A 16394-nucleotide genomic window follows, 5' to 3' on the forward strand; every position below is an offset into this window, starting at 1 on the left:
GCGCGCCAGCTATTTGAACCGGTAGGTGATGCGACCCTTGGTCAGGTCATAGGGAGTCATCTCGACCAGCACCTTGTCGCCGGCCAGCACCCGGATGCGGTTCTTGCGCATCTTGCCCGCGGTGTGGGCGATGATTTCGTGTTCGTTTTCAAGCTTCACACGGAACGTCGCGTTGGGCAGCAGTTCGCTGACGGTGCCCGGAAACTCCAAAAGTTCTTCTTTAGCCATACAGCCTCTCAAGCGGTGATCATAAAGCAAGACGGCCCGCGCCGGTTCCTAGGCCGGTGCGCGAGCCGCTCGCTGACGCAATCATACCTTAATTAGCCCCCCATCGTCGATGGTTCGCCGAAATGGCCGACAATGTAGGTTCGAAGTTGGTCGCGGACGGCGCGATAGGCCGCGAGCCGCGCTTCGCGCGAGCCTTCGGCATGGGTCGGATCGGCGGTGTCCCAATAGTCGACCTCGACCGAGCGTCCGCGCGAATAGTCGGCCGCGCGGGCCTGGGCTTCGGGGGTCAGGGTCACGATGACGTCGAACGAGCCGTCGGCCAGATCCTCGAAGCTCTTGGCCTGGTGGGCGGAAAGGTCGGCCCCGACCTCCTCCATCACCTGCAGCACGAACGGGTCGATATCTTCTTCCGGCCGCAGGCCGCAGCTATCGACATAGACCCGGGTCCCGTACAGCAGGCGCATCAACCCCGCCGCCATCGGCGAGCGCACGCGGTTGAAGTTGCAGGCGAACAATACGGCCCCGGGAAGATCGCCCACCGTCAGCCTCGCCAATGCAGGGCGCAGATCAGGGTGAAGAGGCGCCGCGCCGTGTCGAGGTCGGTGGCGACCTTCCCTTCCAGCCGGGTGCGCAGCAAGGTCGATCCCTCGTTGTGCAGGCCGCGGCGGCCCATGTCCAAGGCCTCGATCTGCGCCGGCGTCGAATTGCGGATGGCGTCGTAATAGCTTTCGCAGACCAGGAAATAGTCCTTGATCACGCTGCGGAACGGCGACAGCGAGAGCAGGTGCCGGTGCTGGTAGTTCGGGCCGGTGATGTCGAGCGCCAGCCGGTTGTCGATCAGGGCGATCTTCAGGTCGTAGGGGCCGCCCTCGGCGCCCTCGGGCTTGAAGGAATTGGCTTCCAGAAGGTCGAAAATAGCGACCTGGCGCTCGTGCTCCTGGTCGCGCGAGATCGAGCCCAGCGAGGCTTCGTCCAGCACGACGCTCTGCAGGAAATGCTTTGAGCTGTCCTCGGTCATCCAAAGCCGTTCAAAGGGAGCCGGCCGCGAGCGCCGCCGTAGGTCAGGTTTAGTGCATCCGGGGCCGGTTCGTCATCCAGGCGAATGCATTGCCGGCCGCGCCGTGGGCTCGAGGCCACACTAGGCTCTCGGGTTGAGGCGGATCGAGGCCGAGCGCGCGTGGGCCGGCAGGCCCTCGGCCTCGGCCAGGGCTACGGTCGGCGGCCCAAGGATCGCAAACGAGGCCGGATCGCACTTCACGATCGAGGTCCGCTTGATGAAGTCGTAGATCGACAGGCCCGAGGAGAACCTCGCCGCCCGGCTGGTCGGCAGGACGTGGTTGGAGCCGGCCACATAGTCGCCGATGGCTTCGGGGGTGTGCCGGCCCATGAAGATGGCGCCGGCATGGCGTACCCGGTCGGCCAGTCGCTCGGGCGCGTCGACCGCGAACTCGACGTGCTCGGGCGCTATGCGGTCCACCAGGCCCGGCGAGGCGTCCAGCGGGGACAGGATCACCGCGCCATGGTCGCGCCAGGAGGCGCGGGCGTCCTCGCCGGTGGCCAGGACCGCGAGTTGCCGATCGACCGCCTGCTCGACCTCGGCGGCGAAGGCGGCGTCGTCGGTGATCAGGATCGACTGGGCGGCCGGATCGTGCTCAGCCTGGGACAGAAGGTCCGCGGCGATCCAGTCGGGGTTGTTGGCCGCGTCGGCCACCACCACGATCTCGGACGGCCCGGCCAGGGCGTCGATGCCCACGACGCCATAGAGCCGGCGCTTGGCGGCGGTGACGAAGGCGTTGCCGGGACCGACGATCTTGTCCACTGGGCGGATCGGGCCGGCGCCGTAGGCCAGGGCCGCGCAGGCATGGGCCCCGCCGACCCGCCAGATCTCGGTCACCCCCGCCGCCTTCGCCGCCGCCAGCACCGCAGGCTGCAGCTTGCCGGGCGGCGTGACCATGGCGATGCGGCCGACGCCCGCGACCTTGGCCGGGACGGCGTTCATCAAGACGGTCGAGGGATAGGCCGCACGTCCGCCGGGCACATAGACCCCGACCGCCTCGAGCGGCGTCCAGCGCCAGCCGAGTTCGACCCCGGCCTCGTCGACGAAGCGGGCGTCGGCGGGGCGCTGGCGCTCGTGATAGGCGCGGATGCGCTCGGCGGCGAAGGCGATCGCCTGGCGCACATCCTCGGCGCAGTCGGCGGCGCCGGCCTCGATCTCGGCCGCGCTGACCCGGATCGATTGCTCGGTGAGATCGGCCCGATCGAAGCGGCGGGTGTAGTCCAGAAGCGCGGCAAGCCCGCCCGTGCGCACGCCCTCGATGATCTCGGCGGCGGCGGCGTCCACCTCGGCCGGCTGGCCGCGGCGCTCGTTCAGGTAGGCGTCGAAGGCGGCCTCGAAGCCGGCGTCTCGGGTGTCAAAGCGGCGCATGGGGCCTAGATGAAGATTACGCCCCGAAACTCAAGGGAAAATGTCGCCGCCCTCATTCGTGCTGCGGCGCGCGACGCGCCGGCCAGGCTTCGGAGACATCGGACAGCACGGCCTCGACGCACTCCACCTCCAGCTTCAGGTCCGCCCCACCGGCGAAGGTCAGGGTGATCGTCCCGCCTGGCGCTTCGCCGGGCTCGAACCCCAGGGTCAGGAGTTCTACCACGGCGCTCGGAGCGTCTCGCTTCAGCTTGCGCGACCTGACCGCCAGCACGCCGCCGAACTGCAGGCCGGTGCGCACCCGCTCGCGGGTCTTGGAGGCTGCTTCCCAGCGATAGCGGTTGAAGCCGATGGTCAGGCGCCGCGCCGAGGCCTCCCAGGCGATGTCGCCCAGCTTGGCGACCGCGTCCTGCAGGGCGGCCGCGATCACGCCGAGGTCCTCGGCGTCCTCGGCCAGCAAACGCAATGGTCCCCGCCCCTCGGCCATGCCCGTCCCTCTAAGCCTCGTCCTCGACGCCCTCGCCACCCTTCAGGCGGCGGACCTGGGCGCCGCAAGCGCCCAGCTTCTCCTCCAGGCGCTCGAAGCCGCGGTCCAGGTGATAGACGCGGTTGACGATGGTCTCGCCCTCGGCGGCCAGACCGGCGATCACCAGGCTGACCGAGGCGCGCAGGTCGGTGGCCATCACCTGTGCCCCCTGCAGGCGTTCGACGCCGCGCACCCGCGCCTCGCCCCCCTGGACCGTGATGTCGGCGCCCAGGCGCATCAGCTCGGGCACGTGCATGAAGCGGTTCTCGAAGATGGTCTCCTTGATCACGCTCTCGCCATCGGCGGTGGTCATCAGGGCCATGAACTGGGCCTGCAGGTCGGTGGCAAGGCCCGGATAGGGCTCGGTCTCGATGTCGACCGGCTGCAGCCGAGCGCCGTTGCGGCGGATGATCACCCCGTCATTCGTATGGTCGACCTCGGCGCCGGCGGCCTCGATCTTGTCCAGGAGGGCCTGGATGAAATCGCCGCGGGTCTTGGTCAGGCGAACCTCGCCCCCGGCCATGGCGACCGCCACGGCGTAGGTGCCGGTCTCGATGCGGTCGGGGATCACCGAATGGGTCGCGCCGTGCAGGCTGGTGACCCCGGTGATGGTGACGGTCGAGGTCCCCGCCCCTTCCACCTTGGCGCCCATGGCGTTCAGGCATTCGGCCAGGTCTTCCAGCTCGGGTTCGCGGGCGGCGTTCTCCAGCACGGTGACGCCCCTGGCCAGGACCGCGGCCAGCATTGCGTGCTCGGTCGCCCCGACCGAGACGAAGGGGAAGTGGATCTCGGCCCCCTTCAGGCCCCGCGGCGCCTGGGCGTAGACATAGCCTTCGTGCAGGTCGATGTGCGCGCCCAGGGCCTCCAGGGCCTTCAGGTGCAGGTCCACCGGCCGCGCGCCGATCGAACAGCCGCCCGGCAGGCTGACCTTGGCGTGCCCGGTGCGGGCCAGGAGCGGCCCCAGGACATTGAAAGAGGCGCGCATCTGGCGCACCAGGTCATAGGGGGCGAAGGCGCTGGTGACCTCGGGCGCGTGCAGCACGGTCTCGGATCCGTCGGGGCCGTCGCGCTCGACCACCTCCACGCCCAGGCGGCGCAGCAGCTGGCCCAGGAACCTTGTGTCGGCCAGGCGCGGCATGTTGGTCAGGCGCAGCGGCTGGTCGGTCAAGAGCGAGGCCGCCATCAGCTTGATGGCCGAGTTCTTGGCCCCGCTGATCGGGATCTCGCCATGAAGGCGGGCGCCGCCGGAGATCGCGATTCGATCCATGGATATTCCCGAGAAGGCTCGTCCCGTTGCGCCGGGGCGAAGGGCCAAAGAACTGGCTTCTACAAGACGCTAGGGGATGCGCAAGACCCGCTCAGCCCTCGGATGGGGACGTTTTTGCCCCGCCCTGTTTGCGTCGGCGCAGATTGGCGCGCAGGGCCTCGGCCAGGCGGGCCTCACGCGCCGTGGGCGGGGGCTTTCGCGCTGGCGGCGCGGCGGGTTTTTCGGGGCCGTTCGGATCCATCCACAACAAGAGTTGGTGGGTCAAAGCGTCCCGGTCAATGTTTTTGCTTCACCTCGCAGGCAAGGTTCGCTATAGCCCCGGCCTCCTGATCCCGCCGCCGTAGCTCAGTGGTAGAGCGCATCCTTGGTAAGGCTGAGGTCGGCAGTTCAATCCTGCCCGGCGGCACCATCGGAACCCAAGCCTTTTCGAGGGCTTGGGTTCCGGCCATTCCCCAACCGACATTGTCAGGAGCGGCCCGCGCCCTGCCTGAACGCGCGCGGCGATTGCCTTTCTCGCTGGGCGAAGAACCTCGAGAAATAGGCCGGATCGTCGAATCCCAGGTAGTAGGCGGTCTCGGCCACGGTCATGTTCGAATAGAGCAGCGCCCGCTTGGCCTCGAGCAGCAGGCGGTCCTGGATCAGCCTCGAGGGCGTGGTGCGCGCCGCCGACCAGCAGGCGCGGCGCAAGCGGGTGGGCGTCACCCCGAGCCGTTCGGCATAGGCGTCGACCGCAGCGCCGGAGCGATAATCGGCCTCCACCGCCTCTCGGAACCGGGCCACCAGGCGCGCGGCGCTGAGATCTTCGGCCGGCGCGGCGTCGGCGGCCTCGTGGCTGGCGCGCAGGGCGGTGACCAGCACCGAAAGCAGCTGCGCCTCCACCGCCGCGCCGTGGCCTGGCGCGGTCCAGGCCAGTTCGCGGTGCAGCCGAGCCAGGCAGTCGCCGACGTCGTGATCGGCCGCCAGCGGCAGCTGGGCCGCCGAACCGCCGAACAGGGCGCGAAAGCCCGACTCGCGACGCATCAGGTCGCGCAGATAGGCCTCGGCCATGGTCAGGACCCTGCCGGTGGTTTCGGGCTCATAGGCGAAGCCGTGCACCACGCCGGCCGGGATCACCAACAGGCATGGTGCGACGAAAGGAATGCGCTGCGCCTCGGCGAACATCTCCCCGCCGCCGGTCTCGATCAGGAAGACGTGGTTCAGTTCGGCATGGGCATGGGCGCGGATGTTCCAGTGGCTCGGACGGCTGCGATCGTCCAAGGCCTCCAGGTGAATGAAGCGGTCGGAGACCTCCTGCGGCGCTTCTCCAAACAGGAAAAAGCTCGGCACTACAGAATCTTGTAACACGACGGATCGTCCTCACCGACGCCAGCCGCGCCATGCACGGGTGTATCATTTGCAAGAATAGTCCAATTTTATGCGCGCTCTGTCCATCGCCGGGAGCGCGCGGGCGGCTATTCTCGGGCTATCGCGGAGGCGGAAAAGAGCCTCCGAGGCATGGGAGGATCGATGCACACCCAGGTGGCCATCATCGGCGCCGGACCGGCAGGGCTGCTCCTGTCCCAGCTCTTGCAGGGCGCCGGGATCGACTGCGTGGTGCTGGAGCGCCACGACCGCGCCTATGTGGAAAGCCGTATCCGCGCCGGCATCCTGGAACAGATCACCGTCGACCTTCTGGCCCGCGTCGGCGTCGACGCCCGCATGCGCCGCGAGGGCCTGCCCCACGACGGCTTCAACCTGGCGGTCGACGGCTCGACCTTCCGCATCGACATGACTGGCCTGACCGCGGGCTCCAAGGTGATGGTCTATGGCCAGACGGAGGTCACCCACGACCTGATCGAGGCGTGCCTGGAGCGCAATACGCCGCTGGTGTTCGAGGCGCAGGACGTGGCCCTGCACGATATCGAAAGCGACCGCCCCTTCGTCACCTTCACCAAGGATGGCCAGGCCCGGCGGCTGGACTGCGACTTCATCGCCGGCTGCGACGGCTTCCATGGGGTCAGCCGTCGCTCGATCCCCGAAGAGCGCCTGGCCGCGTTCGAGCGGGTCTATCCCTTCGGCTGGCTGGGCATACTGGCCGATGTGCCGCCCTGCGGCGAGGAATTGACCTACTCCAATCATGAGCGCGGCTTCGCCCTGGCCAGCATGCGCTCGCCCACCCGCAGCCGCTACTATGTCCAGTGTGGCCTGGATGAGCGGCTGGAGGACTGGCCGGACGAGCGCATCTGGGACGAGCTGGCGACACGCCTCGGCCCCGAGGCCGCCAGCCACATGACCCGCGGCCCGTCGATCGAGAAGAGCATCGCACCGCTCCGCAGCTTCGTCTGCGAGACCATGCGCCACGGCCGCCTGTTCCTGGCCGGGGACGCCGCCCACATCGTCCCGCCCACCGGCGCCAAGGGGCTGAACCTGGCCGCCTCGGACGTGGCCATCCTGTCCGACGCCTTGATCCGCTGGTACGGCGAGGGCGAAGCCTGTGGCCTGGACGGCTACGCCCGCCGGGCGCTAGCCCGGGTGTGGAAGGCCGAGCGGTTCTCCTGGTGGTTCACCGGTCTCACCCACCGCTTCCCCGACATGGACAGTTTCGCCCGCAAGATGCAGTTGGCGGAGCTGGACTACATCCGCGGCTCCCGCGCCGCCCAGACCACCTTGGCCGAGAACTATGTCGGCCTGCCCCTCGCCTGACTGAGCCTCCTGAGAGAGCCCTATGAGCCGCAAGATCTATGACAGCCCGGAGGCCGCCTTGGAGGGCGTGCTGTTCGACGGCATGACCATCATGTCCGGCGGCTTCGGCCTGTCCGGCAACCCCGAAAACCTGATCCCGGCGATCAAGGACGCCGGGGTGAAGAACCTGACGGTGATCTCGAACAACTGCGGCGCCGACGGCTTCGGCCTGTGGATGCTGCTGAACAACGGGCAGATCAAGAAGATGATCAGCTCCTATGTCGGGGAGAACAAGCTGTTCGAGCAGCTCTATCTGTCCGGCGAACTGGAGCTGGAGCTGAACCCTCAGGGCACCCTGGCCGAGCGGATCCGCGCCGGCGGCGCCGGCATCCCGGCCTTCTACACCAAGACCGGCGTCGGCACCGTGGTGGCCGAGGGCAAGCCGGTCGAGGAGTTCGAGGGCGAACTCTATGTGCGCGAACGCTGGCTGAGGGCGGACCTCGCCATCGTCAAGGCCTGGAAGGCCGACCCGGAGGGCAACCTCGTCTATCGGAAGACCGCGCGGAACTTCAATCCGGTGATGGCCACCGCCGGCAAGGTCACCATCGTCGAGGTCGAGGAGATCGTCGAAGCCGGCGCCCTGGGCGCCGACAACATCCATACCCCCGGCATCTATGTCGACCGCATCATCAAGGGCGCGCGCTACGACAAGCGCATCGAGCGGGTGACCACCCGGCCGCGTCCCGAGAAGGAAGCCGTCTGATGGCCCCCCTGCAAAAAGGATGGACCCGCGAACAGATGGCCGAGCGCGCCGCGCGCGAACTGAAGGACGGCTTCTACGTCAATCTCGGCATCGGCATCCCGACGCTTGTCGCCAACTACATCCCCGACGGCGTCAGCGTCACCCTGCAGAGCGAGAACGGCATGCTGGGCATGGGCCCCTTCCCTTTCGAGGGCGAAGAGGACGCCGACCTGATCAACGCCGGCAAGCAGACCATCACCGAGCTCGAGACCTCATCCTTCTTCTCGTCCGCCGACAGCTTCGCCATGATCCGCGGCGGACATATCGACCTGACCATCCTGGGCGCCATGGAGGTGGCCGAGAACGGCGACATCGCCAACTGGACCATCCCCGGCAAGATGCTGAAGGGCATGGGCGGGGCCATGGACCTGGTCGCCGGGGTCAAGCGCGTGATCGTGGTCATGGAGCACGCCAACAAGGCCGGCCAGTCCAAGGTGCTGAAGCGGTGCGCCCTGCCGCTGACCGGCGCCGGGTGCGTCGACCGGATCATCACCGACCTCTCCGTGTTCGACGTCGACCGCAAGGCCGGCGGCCTGATCCTGGTCGAGCTGGCGCCAAGCGTCGGACTCGACGAGGTGCGGGCCAAGACCGAGGCCCACTTCGAGATCGCCCTGGAGGCTGCGGAATGAGCGAAACCATCGAATATGCGCGCGAGGACGCCGGCCAGCCGCCGTCGCTGCATCCGCCCTACGCATCCACCGTGGCGCGATCGCCGCGTCAGCCGCTGGTGCGCATCCCCCAGACCCTGACCGAGACCACCGGCCCCGCCGACTGGAGCCGGCTGATGGGCGGGGCGATGGCCGACCTGACCAAGCAGCACGCCGGAGAGCCTCTGGGCCAGCGGATCATCGTCTCCGGCCGGGTGCTGGACGAGGCCGGCCGACCGGTTCCCAACACCGTGGTCGAGATCTGGCAGGCCAACGCCGCCGGCCGCTACATCCACAAGAAGGACCAGTGGGACGCGCCGCTGGACCCCAATTTCACCGGCGCGGGTCGTGTGATCACCGACACGGAAGGCCGCTATCGCTATGTCACCGTGCGGCCGGGCGCCTATCCGTGGAAGAACCACCACAACGCCTGGCGGCCGTCACACATCCACCTGTCGCTGCTGGGACCGGCCTTCGCCACCCGGCTGGTGACGCAGATGTACTTCCCGGACGATCCCCTGATTCCGATCGACCCCATCGCCGGCGCCGTGCCCGAGCCCTATCGCCAGCGGATGGTCTCGCGCTTCGACCTCGCCACCACCCAGCCGGAATGGGCCCTGGGTTATCTGTTCGACATTGTGCTGCGCGGCCCTGCGGCCACGCCCATGGGACTCTGATCATGGCCCAGGACAACCAGAGCCCCGAACTGTTCGGCCAGACCCCCTGGCAGACCGTCGGCCCGTTCTTCCACTACGGCCTGCCCTGGAAGGGCGGCGCCGACCTGACCGGCCGCTCGGACCTGGGCGCACGGCCGGAACTGATGCCGGACGAGAACTATGTGCTGGCCGAGCCTCGGGAGCGCGGCGCGATCGCCGGCCAGAAGATCGAGATCGTCGGCCAGGTGTTCGATGCGGCCGGCGCGCCGGTTCCGGACGCCATGATCGAGATCTGGCAGGCCAACGCCGCCGGCCGCTACGACAGCCCGGCCGACGACCGGGGCGAGCTGGCGCTGGACGAGGGCTTCACCGGCTTCGGTCGCGCCTCCACCGGCGACGACGGCGGCTTCCGTTTCCGCACGGTTCTGCCGGGCCGCGTTCCCGGCCCCGGCAACAGTCAGCAGGCGCCGCACATCGCCATTGGCGTGTTCGGTCGCGGGCTGATCAAGCGCCTGGTCACCCGGCTCTATTTCGAGGGCGGACCCGGCAATGACGAGGACCCGATCCTGGCGCTGGTCCCGGCCGCGCGGCGCGCGACCCTGATCGCGCGACCGGTCGAGGGCGAACCCCAAACCTGGCGCTTTGACATCCGCCTGCAGGGCGAGCACGAAACGGTGTTCTTCGACTGCTGATCTCAAGGAGCCTGCCCTGGCCTCGCTGCTTCGGGACCGACCGGCGACCACCCCCGCCATGCTCGCCGCCCTCGGCGATGAGACGCTGCTGCGCGCCGCCCTCGCCTTCGAGGCCGCCCTCGCCCGCGCCGAGGCTGCCGAAGGTCTGATTCCGGCCACAGCGGCGGAGGCGATCGCTGAGGTCTGCGCTGGCGCTGTGTTCGACATTGCAGAGCTGGCCGAAGAGGCGGCCCATGCCGGGACCCTGGCCATTCCGCTGGTCGCGCGCCTGCGCGGCCTGCTGGCCGAGCGCGATCCGGCGGCGTCGCAGCTCGTACACAAGGGCGCCACCAGCCAGGACCTGGCCGACACCGCCCTGATGCTGCAGGCGCGCGCCGGGAGCGACCTGGTCCTGGCCCAGGCGCGCAACCTGACTCACGCTTTGGCCGACCTGGCCGAAACGCATGCCGAGACGCCCATGCTGGGCCGGACCCTGCTGCAAGGCGCGCTGCCGATCACCTTCGGGCTCAAGGCGGCCGGCTGGCTGGTCGGCGTCGACGGCGCACGCCGCCGTTTCGAGCGGGAGGCCGCCCACGCCCTGCAGCTCCAGCTCGGCGGCGCCGCCGGGACCCTGGCCGGGCTCGAACTCGCCGTCACAGACCGCATGGCGGCCCAACTCGGCCTCAAAGCGCCGCCCCTGCCCTGGCACGCCAACCGTGAAGGCATGGCGGGCCTCGCTGCGGCGCTGGCCATCCAGGTCGGCGAAGTCGGCAAGATCGCGCGGGATCTGTCGCTGCTGGCCCAGAACGAGGTCGCCGAGGCCTTCGAACCCCGTGTCGCCGGTCGCGGCGGCTCCTCGGCCATGGCCCACAAGCGCAATCCCACCGGATGCCAGGTGGCGCTGTCGGCGGCGACCCGCGCGCCGGGTCTTGTCGCCGGCATCCTCGCCGGCCTGCCGCAGGAGCATGAGCGCGGTCTGGGCGGCTGGCAGGCGGAGGCGCCCGCCCTGGCCAGCCTGTTCGAGCTTGCGGACGGGGCGCTGACGGCGATCACCCCGGTGATCCAGGGGCTGGAGGTCGACACCGAAGCCATGGCCCGCAACCTAGCCGCCGCCCGGGTCGGACATGACGTCGGCCAGTCCGTCACCCTGGTCCGGCGGGCGCTCGATCACTACCGAAAGGAAGCCTGATGGCCTTTGCGGACAATGGCGGGGTGCGGCTCTACTGGAAGCTGGAGGGCGCGGCGGGCAAGCCAGTGCTGCTGCTGCTCAACTCCATCGGCACAGACATGAGCCTGTGGGACAGGGCGGCCCCGCACCTCCTGCCCCAGTTCCGCCTGCTGCGGATGGACACCCGCGGACACGGCGCATCCGATGCGCCCCCCGACGACTACAGCCTGGAGACCTTGGCGCGGGACGCCCAGGTGGTGATGGATGCGGCCGGGGTCGAGCGCGCCTGCGTCTGCGGCCTCTCGCTCGGTGGCATGATCGCCATGACCCTGGCGCTGCAGGCGCCGCGCCGGATCGAGGCCCTGATCCTGGCCTGCACCTCGCCCCAGATGGACAAGGCCCTTTGGACCCAGCGGGTGGAAACGGTGCGCACGCAAGGCCTCGCCGCGATCGTCGACGGCGCCATGGCGCGCTTCTTCTCGGAAGGGTTCGTCAGCCATCATCCCGAAGTCACCGATACCGCTCGAGCCGGCCTCCTCGCCATGAACCCGTGCGGTTATGCCGCCTGCGGGGCGGCCATCCGCGACATGGACCTGATCGGCCGGATCAGCGCCATCCAGGCGCCGACCCTCGTGATCCATGGCCGGCAGGATATCTCCACCCCTTATGCGGGCCACGCCGACCAGCTCCTGGCCCGGATAGAGGGCGCACAGGCCGCAGCGCTGGACGCCGCCCACCTGGCCTGCGTCGAGGCGCCGACCGCGTTCGCCGGCGCGATCCGGGGCTTCGTCTCGGGCCTGGCCGAGCAAGCGACCGGCGAGGCCGCTGAGACCCTGTTCGAGGCCGGGCTGAAGGTCCGCCGCAAGGTCTTGGGCGACGCCTGGGTCGACCGATCCCTCTCGTCTCGCACCCCGTTCAACGCCGACTTCCAGGCCATGATCACCCGCTACGCCTGGCAGGAGATCTGGGGCCGCCCCGGCCTGGATCATCGCACCCGGCGGCTGATCGTGATCGCCATCACCACCGCCCTCGGCCGCTGGGAGGAGTTTCGCCTGCATGTGAGGGCCGGCCTGGAACAGGGCGGCTTCACCGAGGACGAACTGAAGGAAGTCCTGATGCAGTCGGCCATCTATGCCGGCGTGCCCGCCGCCAACACCGCCTTCGCCGAAGCTGCGGCGGTGATCCGCGGTCTCGAGGCCGAAACACCCAATTCGGGTTGAAGCGGCCCCCAGGGCCGTGACAATGCGCCGTCTGGCTCCGCACGCGTACAGACTCCATTAAGGGATGCGCCCGCTCCTAGTCGCATGGCGGCGACTCGGGCGTAGTAGGCCGTCAACGGGAGGCAGACCTCGCTTTGAGATCGTCGCTTCGATTGAAATCCACCTTGACCGCGGCCGCCGCCCCCGAAGCCCGCGCCGGGAGGATGGCTGCGCCCCGAGCGGCGGTAGGTTCGGCCGACTATCTGTTCCACCTCCTGACCGTGGTCTCCCAGCTTCGCGATGCAGAGCTGGACCGGCGGCTGCAGCCGCTGCAGCTGAATGTCGGGCGCTATCGGGCCCTGGCCATGATCGACGCCTTCGGCCCCTGCACTATGTCGCTGTTCGCCAGCCACAGCCCGCTCGACCGCACCACCCTCTCACGGACCATCGACCATCTGGTGAGAGCGGGATGGGTCGCACGCAGCAAGGACTCGGAGGACCGGCGCCAGGTCTTCATCGACCTGACCCCGGAAGGCGCCGAGATCTTCAGCCGGGCCAGGGACATCGTGTCTGCGCACAACGCCACGCTGATCGAGGGCGTCGACGACGAGCTTCAGGCCCAGATCATCGCCGCCGAACTGATGCTCGCGGCCAAGCTGGAACCGCGCGGCGGCCAGTTCGTCGACCGCCAGAGCGAAAGCGGCGCCAGCCTGTCCAAGACGGCGATCGTCTCCTAGACCGAGGCTCGCGGCCGGTCGGCCCAGAAGGGGCCCATCCGCAGCCTGCACGCGCAGATTGTCGCACCCTCGGGCTGCAAGAGAAAATAAATTCAACGATTTAAAAGAGTTATCGAAGCGCGCGCTCTGCAACCCGCCGCGCCCCAGGATGGGGACCTGTGCATTAACCACCCATTAGCCTCCTCCGCGCCATGGGTACGCGGTCGAAGCGAACTCGCAAGGTGAAGCGGAGACCTGCCGCACAGCAGAAAAGTAACTGATTACGACGCCACGCGAATATATCGCGCGGCGACGCTGAACTTCTGACTAATCCAGGCAAAAATTGGAAAGCGCTTTCCAACTGTGGCGAGCGTTACTGAAGAGCTACGAGCAGATGGCGCGGAAGGGGTCCTCATGAGCTTCGATGATCTGAAACTGAGGACCAAGGTCCTGATCCCGCTGGTCGGCATGGCCGCAGTGTTCGCCTGTGTCGTCGCCGGCGCCACGCTGAAACTGAACGACCTGACCCACCGCTATGGCCAGATCACTTCCGGCGTGGATCCAGCCATCCTGCGCGTGAACCGCGTCCTGCGCATCGCCAACGAACTCGACCGCGACGTCTATGGCATCGTGGTCTACGACCCGGCCGATCCGCGTCACAAGGATGTCGAGGATCACTACGCCACGGCCAAGGAACAGGCCGAGAAGGCCCTGGACGAGGCCACCAAGCTGAACCCGGACAAGGCGGACACCTACGCAGCCTTCAAGCAGAGGTTCGACGCCATCTTCGAAGAGACCAAGGCGCCTAAGGCGATCGGCGACGCGGTGCCGGGCCTGGCCGTCGGCTCGAAGCTGTCGGCGAAGGATCTCGACCAGATGGCCGTCGCCGCCAAGGAGATGGAAGACCTGGACGGCCACATCAGCGCCTTTTCCAACGAGGTGCAGGCCTTCAACCACAAGGAAGAGGCCGACGACGAAGTGGTCGTCGAGACCCTGAAGCGCCAGTCGCAGCAGACCATCGCCATGATGATCGGCCTGGGCCTGCTCTCGATCCTGGGCGGGCTCGGCATCTCGGCCTGGATCGTCGGCGCCAAGGTCTCGGGGCCGCTGGTCAAGGTCGGCGAGCGGATGAAGGCCCTGGCCAATGGCGACCTGAAGGTGGTGATCGAGGGCCAGGAGCGCGCCGACGAGGTCGGGGCCATGGCCAAGGCGGTGCAGGTGTTCAAGGACAATGCCCTGAAGGCCGAGGCCATGGAGGCCGAGGCCGCGGGCCTGCGCGACCAGTCCGAGGCCGAGCGCCGGGCCGCCGAGCGCGAGCGCGCCGCCCGGGCCGCCGAACTGGCCAAGGTGGTCGAGGCCCTGGCGTCCGGCCTGGGCGCCCTGGCCGACGGGGTCCTGACCCATCGCATCGACGCCGCCTTCACCGGCGAATACGAAAAGCTGCGCCACGACTTCAACGCCGCCGTGGCCAAGCTCGAGGGCGCGGTCGGCCAGGTGGTCGGCTCGGCCCAGGCGATCAGCTCCGGCGCCGGCCAGATCACCCAGGCCGCCGACGACATGTCCCGCCGCACCGAGCAGCAGGCGGCCAGCCTGGAAGAAACCGCCGCGGCCCTGGACGAGATCACCGCCACGGTGAAGAAGACCGCCGAGGGCGCCCAGCACGCCCGAAGCGTGGTGGCCAAGGCCAAGGGCGACGCCGAGGCCTCCGGCGAGGTGGTGGAAGGCGCGGTCAAGGCCATGAGCGCCATCGAACGCTCCTCCAGCCAGATCAGCCAGATCATCGGGGTGATCGACGAGATCGCCTTCCAGACCAACCTTCTGGCCCTCAACGCCGGGGTCGAGGCGGCCCGGGCGGGCGAGGCTGGCCGCGGCTTTGCCGTCGTGGCCCAGGAAGTGCGGGCCCTGGCCCAGCGCTCGGCCGACGCGGCCAAGGAGATCAAGGGCCTGATCACCGCCTCCGCCGGCGAAGTCGGCCAGGGCGTGCAGCTGGTGGGCGAGGCAGGCGAGGCCCTGCGCCGCATCACCGACCAGGTGGCCGAGATCAACGCCATCGTCGAGGAGATCACCCACTCCACCCAGGAACAGGCCACCGGCCTTTCCCAGGTCAACACCGCCGTCAACCAGATGGACCAGATGACCCAGCAGAACGCCGCCATGGTCGAGGAGTCCACCGCCGCCAGCCACAGCCTGGCCAATGAATCCCGCTCTCTGGAAAGCCTGACCCGCGGCTTCCAGGTGAGCGGTGGCGGCCGAGCCGGCGCACCGCCCCCGCGCCGGCCGGCCGCCAACCCCGTCCATGCCGCTCAAGGGCGCGTGGCCAGCTTCGCCAAGTCCAACCTGGCCGTCGCCCAGGACCGGGACACCTGGGAGGAGTTCTGAGGCGGAGCTGATGCTCCCCTCGCCCATCCCCCCTCGACCCTGGAGCCAAGCCGCATGACCGAGACCGATCCGACCTTCGATTCCAAACTCGAACTGATCTCGTTCGAGATCGCCGGGCAGGAGTTCTGCATCGACATCCGCGCAGTGCGCGAGATCCGTGGCTGGACACCCGCGACCCCGATCCCCCAGACGCCCAGCTACGTCAAAGGCGTGATCAACCTGCGCGGAGCGGTGATCCCGGTGCTGGACCTGCGCAACCGCCTCGGCCTGGGCATGACCGAGCCCATGTCACGGCACGTGATCGTGGTCATACAGTACGAAGCCAATGTCGTCGGCCTTCTGGTCGACGGGGTGCAGGAGACGTTCCAGGTGGACGCGACGATGCTGCAGCCGCCGCCGGCCGTGGGCTCGACCGCGACCACCCGCTTCGTCGATGCGATCATTCCTATGGAAGGACGCATGCTGAGCCGGCTGGTGGTCGGCTCCCTGCTCCCGGCCGAGCAGCGCGAAGCCGCCTGACTACCGTGTCGAAAACCAAGGTGAAGGCGGCGGTCGCCGGGGCGCCGGCGACCGACCGCAACTCGATCAAGGTCAAGAACCGCCTGCGCGAGCTCATGCAGCAGCCCGGCGGCCGTTCCGTGGTGGAGGCCCTGCGCGGCGCCGACCAGCGGCTCGGCAAGATCCGCGACCAGTGTCTGGACGGCCTGGACCGCTCCCTGGCCCGCATGACCACGGCCTCTCAGGCCCTGGGACAGCCGCCCAGTCCCGACCTGATCGACGAAATCTATGCGTCGGCCAACGAGATCATCATGGTCGCAGGCCTGTTCGGCTTCGAGGCGCTGGACGAGCCGGCGCACGGCCTTTGCGAGTTGATCGACCGGTTCCGCGACGGCCTGCCTTGGAGCACCGAGGCCATCCAGGTCCACGTCGCCGCCCTGCAGCTGATGCGCGGACTGGACAAGGCCGACGAGGCCGAGGTCCGGCGCGTCAGCCTGGCCCTGCGCGAAGTCTGGGTCCACTTCGGCCTGATCTCGCCGCCCGCCAGCTGAACT

18 protein-coding genes and 1 tRNA gene are annotated in these 16394 nt (G+C 68.6%); 12 read left to right on the forward strand and 7 right to left on the reverse strand.

Annotated features, from left to right (window positions below; all coding sequences use genetic code 11):
• Window positions 1–9 precede the first annotated feature (9 nt).
• The 6 genes from infA to murA all read right to left on the reverse strand — a co-directional run bounded on the left by infA (window position 10) and on the right by murA (window position 4443).
• Window positions 10–228: a translation initiation factor IF-1 gene (gene infA / locus KCG34_RS04635; RefSeq protein WP_211939226.1), complete on the reverse strand. Its 219-nt coding sequence runs from the start codon at window positions 226–228 to the stop codon at window positions 10–12.
• Between the two features lie 92 nt (window positions 229–320).
• Window positions 321–767, reverse strand: a complete 447-nt coding sequence (locus KCG34_RS04640) for an arsenate reductase ArsC (RefSeq protein ID WP_211939227.1) — start codon at window positions 765–767, stop codon at window positions 321–323.
• 2 nt (window positions 768–769) lie between these two features.
• Complete coding sequence (locus KCG34_RS04645) at window positions 770–1246, reverse strand: UPF0262 family protein (RefSeq protein ID WP_211939228.1); 477 nt, start codon at window positions 1244–1246, stop codon at window positions 770–772.
• Window positions 1247–1366: 120 nt separating this feature from the next.
• Entirely contained in the window at window positions 1367–2653 is a 1287-nt protein-coding gene (hisD, locus tag KCG34_RS04650; RefSeq protein WP_211939229.1) for a histidinol dehydrogenase, read from the reverse strand.
• Window positions 2654–2705: 52 nt separating this feature from the next.
• Window positions 2706–3137, reverse strand: a complete 432-nt coding sequence (locus tag KCG34_RS04655) for a DUF2948 family protein (RefSeq protein WP_211939230.1) — start codon at window positions 3135–3137, stop codon at window positions 2706–2708.
• Between the two features lie 10 nt (window positions 3138–3147).
• A complete protein-coding gene (murA, locus tag KCG34_RS04660) occupies window positions 3148–4443 on the reverse strand; it encodes a UDP-N-acetylglucosamine 1-carboxyvinyltransferase (protein ID WP_211939231.1) in 1296 nt (431 codons plus the stop codon).
• A gap of 334 nt (window positions 4444–4777) precedes the next feature.
• Here murA and KCG34_RS04665 point away from each other — a divergent pair.
• A tRNA-Thr gene (locus KCG34_RS04665) sits at window positions 4778–4852 on the forward strand.
• Window positions 4853–4908: 56 nt separating this feature from the next.
• Here the strand turns inward: KCG34_RS04665 and KCG34_RS04670 are convergent.
• Window positions 4909–5769 carry a helix-turn-helix domain-containing protein gene (locus KCG34_RS04670; protein ID WP_249138218.1) on the reverse strand — a complete coding sequence of 287 codons (861 nt, stop codon included), beginning with the start codon at window positions 5767–5769 and terminating at the stop codon, window positions 4909–4911.
• Between the two features lie 180 nt (window positions 5770–5949).
• Between KCG34_RS04670 and pobA the strand changes: the two genes are divergently transcribed.
• The 11 genes from pobA (at window position 5950) to KCG34_RS04725 (ending at window position 16391) form a co-directional block, all read left to right on the forward strand.
• A complete protein-coding gene (gene pobA / locus KCG34_RS04675) occupies window positions 5950–7125 on the forward strand; it encodes a 4-hydroxybenzoate 3-monooxygenase (RefSeq protein WP_211939233.1) in 1176 nt (391 codons plus the stop codon).
• Between the two features lie 22 nt (window positions 7126–7147).
• Entirely contained in the window at window positions 7148–7867 is a 720-nt protein-coding gene (locus tag KCG34_RS04680) for a CoA transferase subunit A (protein ID WP_211939235.1), read from the forward strand.
• On the forward strand, window positions 7867–8535 hold the full coding sequence (locus KCG34_RS04685; protein WP_211939236.1) for a 3-oxoacid CoA-transferase subunit B: 669 nt from the start codon (window positions 7867–7869) through the stop codon (window positions 8533–8535). The genes KCG34_RS04680 and KCG34_RS04685 overlap by 1 nt, the downstream gene beginning before the upstream one ends.
• Window positions 8532–9230, forward strand: a complete 699-nt coding sequence (gene pcaH, locus KCG34_RS04690; RefSeq protein ID WP_211939237.1) for a protocatechuate 3,4-dioxygenase subunit beta — start codon at window positions 8532–8534, stop codon at window positions 9228–9230. The genes KCG34_RS04685 and pcaH overlap by 4 nt, the downstream gene beginning before the upstream one ends.
• Window positions 9231–9232: 2 nt before the next feature.
• Window positions 9233–9901: a protocatechuate 3,4-dioxygenase subunit alpha gene (gene pcaG, locus KCG34_RS04695; protein ID WP_211939238.1), complete on the forward strand. Its 669-nt coding sequence runs from the start codon at window positions 9233–9235 to the stop codon at window positions 9899–9901.
• Window positions 9902–9959: 58 nt separating this feature from the next.
• Window positions 9960–11069 (forward strand): 3-carboxy-cis,cis-muconate cycloisomerase, encoded by a 1110-nt coding sequence (gene pcaB, locus KCG34_RS04700; RefSeq protein ID WP_249138219.1) that lies wholly within the window; start codon window positions 9960–9962, stop codon window positions 11067–11069.
• Window positions 11069–12268, forward strand: coding sequence for a bifunctional 3-oxoadipate enol-lactonase/4-carboxymuconolactone decarboxylase PcaDC (pcaDC, locus tag KCG34_RS26205; RefSeq protein WP_211939239.1), 1200 nt, complete (start codon window positions 11069–11071; stop codon window positions 12266–12268). Before pcaB ends, pcaDC begins: the two co-directional genes overlap by 1 nt.
• A 164-nt stretch (window positions 12269–12432) precedes the next feature.
• The gene (locus KCG34_RS04710) at window positions 12433–12984 is read left to right on the forward strand and encodes a MarR family winged helix-turn-helix transcriptional regulator (protein WP_211939240.1); all 552 of its coding nucleotides are present in this window, start codon (window positions 12433–12435) and stop codon (window positions 12982–12984) included.
• A 393-nt stretch (window positions 12985–13377) separates the two neighbouring features.
• Entirely contained in the window at window positions 13378–15342 is a 1965-nt protein-coding gene (locus KCG34_RS04715) for a methyl-accepting chemotaxis protein (protein ID WP_249138220.1), read from the forward strand.
• 54 nt (window positions 15343–15396) lie between these two features.
• The gene (locus KCG34_RS04720) at window positions 15397–15861 is read left to right on the forward strand and encodes a chemotaxis protein CheW (protein WP_211939241.1); all 465 of its coding nucleotides are present in this window, start codon (window positions 15397–15399) and stop codon (window positions 15859–15861) included.
• 5 nt (window positions 15862–15866) lie between these two features.
• Window positions 15867–16391: a hypothetical protein gene (locus KCG34_RS04725; protein ID WP_211939242.1), complete on the forward strand. Its 525-nt coding sequence runs from the start codon at window positions 15867–15869 to the stop codon at window positions 16389–16391.
• Window positions 16392–16394: the final 3 nt, after the last annotated feature.

Origin of the sequence: Phenylobacterium montanum, from assembly GCF_018135625.1 — a bacterium.
In the GTDB taxonomy this organism is placed as follows: Bacteria; Pseudomonadota; Alphaproteobacteria; order Caulobacterales; family Caulobacteraceae; genus Poindextera; species Poindextera montana.

Bases quoted from the DNA above. Each gene is read 5' to 3' on its own strand.
- pcaH (WP_211939237.1), top strand. From the start codon at position 8,532: ATGAGCGAAACCATCGAATATGCGCGCGAGGACGCCGGCCAGCCGCCG.
- KCG34_RS04680 (WP_211939235.1), top strand. From the start codon at position 7,148: ATGAGCCGCAAGATCTATGACAGCCCGGAGGCCGCCTTGGAGGGCGTG.
- hisD (WP_211939229.1), bottom strand. From the start codon at position 2,653: ATGCGCCGCTTTGACACCCGAGACGCCGGCTTCGAGGCCGCCTTCGAC.
- KCG34_RS04655 (WP_211939230.1), bottom strand. From the start codon at position 3,137: ATGGCCGAGGGGCGGGGACCATTGCGTTTGCTGGCCGAGGACGCCGAG.
- KCG34_RS04715 (WP_249138220.1), top strand. From the start codon at position 13,378: ATGAGCTTCGATGATCTGAAACTGAGGACCAAGGTCCTGATCCCGCTG.
- KCG34_RS04645 (WP_211939228.1), bottom strand. From the start codon at position 1,246: ATGACCGAGGACAGCTCAAAGCATTTCCTGCAGAGCGTCGTGCTGGAC.
- murA (WP_211939231.1), bottom strand. From the start codon at position 4,443: ATGGATCGAATCGCGATCTCCGGCGGCGCCCGCCTTCATGGCGAGATC.
- pcaDC (WP_211939239.1), top strand. From the start codon at position 11,069: ATGGCCTTTGCGGACAATGGCGGGGTGCGGCTCTACTGGAAGCTGGAG.
- pcaG (WP_211939238.1), top strand. From the start codon at position 9,233: ATGGCCCAGGACAACCAGAGCCCCGAACTGTTCGGCCAGACCCCCTGG.
- pobA (WP_211939233.1), top strand. From the start codon at position 5,950: ATGCACACCCAGGTGGCCATCATCGGCGCCGGACCGGCAGGGCTGCTC.
- KCG34_RS04720 (WP_211939241.1), top strand. From the start codon at position 15,397: ATGACCGAGACCGATCCGACCTTCGATTCCAAACTCGAACTGATCTCG.
- pcaB (WP_249138219.1), top strand. From the start codon at position 9,960: ATGCTCGCCGCCCTCGGCGATGAGACGCTGCTGCGCGCCGCCCTCGCC.
- infA (WP_211939226.1), bottom strand. From the start codon at position 228: ATGGCTAAAGAAGAACTTTTGGAGTTTCCGGGCACCGTCAGCGAACTG.
- KCG34_RS04685 (WP_211939236.1), top strand. From the start codon at position 7,867: ATGGCCCCCCTGCAAAAAGGATGGACCCGCGAACAGATGGCCGAGCGC.